This is a genomic window from Streptomyces cinereospinus (genome assembly GCF_042430725.1).
Lineage (GTDB): Bacteria > Actinomycetota > Actinomycetes > Streptomycetales > Streptomycetaceae > Streptomyces > Streptomyces cinereospinus.
In genome coordinates this window covers 1-1,596 of the sequence record NZ_JBHMCY010000168.1, presented here as the reverse complement: position 1 = coordinate 1,596, position 1,596 = coordinate 1, and the positions used below count along the sequence as shown (strand labels likewise).

Annotated in this window: 1 protein-coding gene; it reads left to right on the top strand. The window is 71.2% G+C overall.

The features are described from left to right. The coding region (locus tag ACFF45_RS35320) for a transketolase family protein (RefSeq protein ID WP_381351131.1) at positions 1-1,596 on the top strand (1,596 nt) is incomplete at both ends.

Genomic DNA, 1,596 nt, shown 5'->3' with positions numbered 1-1,596 from the left:
AGCCGACCACCACAGACCTCGAGTGGACCGAGCTGGACCAGCGGGCCGTCGACACCGCCCGTGTCCTGGCCGCCGACGCCGTACAGAAGGTCGGCAACGGCCATCCCGGTACGGCGATGAGCCTGGCGCCGGCCGCCTACACCCTCTTCCAGAAGGTGATGCGGCACGACCCGGCGGACGCCGGCTGGGTCGGGCGGGACCGTTTCGTCCTGTCCGCCGGGCACTCGTCCCTGACCCTCTACACCCAGCTGTACCTGGCCGGCTTCGGCCTGGAGCTGGACGATCTGAAGGCTTTCCGCACCTGGGGCTCGAAGACCCCGGGTCACCCCGAGTACGGCCACACCGTGGGTGTGGAGACCACCACCGGCCCGCTGGGCCAGGGTGTCGCCAACGCGGTCGGGATGGCGATGGCGGCCCGCTACGAGCGCGGCCTGTTCGACCCGGACGCGCCGCAGGGCGAGTCGCCGTTCGACCACTACGTCTACTGCGTCGCCGGTGACGGCTGCCTCCAGGAGGGCATCTCCGCCGAGGCGTCCTCGCTGGCCGGCCACCAAAGGCTCGGCAACCTGATCCTGCTGTGGGACGACAACCACATCTCGATCGAGGGCGACACCGAGACCGCCGTCTCCGAGGACACCGCCAAGCGGTACGAGGCCTACGGCTGGCACGTCCAGCGCGTCGCCCCCAAGCCGGACGGCGACCTCGACCCGGCCGCGGTCTACGAGGCGGTCCAGCGGGCGAAGGCGGTCACCGACAAGCCGTCCTTCATCGCCATGCGCTCGATCATCGCCTGGCCGGCCCCCAACGCGCAGAACACCGAGGCGGCCCACGGCTCGGCCCTCGGCGACGAGGAGGTCGCGGCCACCAAGCGCGTCCTCGGCTTCGACCCGGAGCGGACCTTCGAGGTCTCCGACGAGGTCCTCGGCCACACCCGGCAGGCCCTGGAGCGGGGCCGGCAGGCGAGGGCCGAGTGGGAGAAGTCGTTCCAGGAATGGCGCGGCAGCAACCCCGAGCGCGCCGCCGAGTACGACCGCGTCGCCCAGGGCGAGCTGCCCGCCGGCTGGGAGGAGAAGATCCCGGTTTTCGAGGCGGGCAAGGGCCTGGCCACCCGAGCCGCGTCCGGCAAGGTGCTCCAGGCACTCGGCGCGGTGATCCCGGAACTGTGGGGCGGCTCCGCCGACCTGGCCGGCTCGAACAACACGACGATCGACAAGACGTCGTCGTTCCTCCCGGCCGGCAACCCGCTGCCGGAAGCGGACCCCTACGGCCGCACGGTCCACTTCGGCATCCGCGAGCACTCCATGGCCGCGGAGATGAACGGCATCGCCCTGCACGGCAACACCCGTGTCTACGGCGGCACCTTCCTGGTCTTCTCCGACTACATGCGCAACGCCGTCCGCCTCTCGGCGCTGATGCACCTGCCCGTCACGTACGTCTGGACGCACGACTCCATCGGCCTGGGCGAGGACGGCCCCACCCACCAGCCGGTCGAACACCTCGCCTCGCTGCGCGCGATCCCGGGACTGAACGTGGTCCGCCCGGCGGACGCCAACGAGACCGCGATCGCCTGGCGCGAGATCCTCAAGCGGTACACCA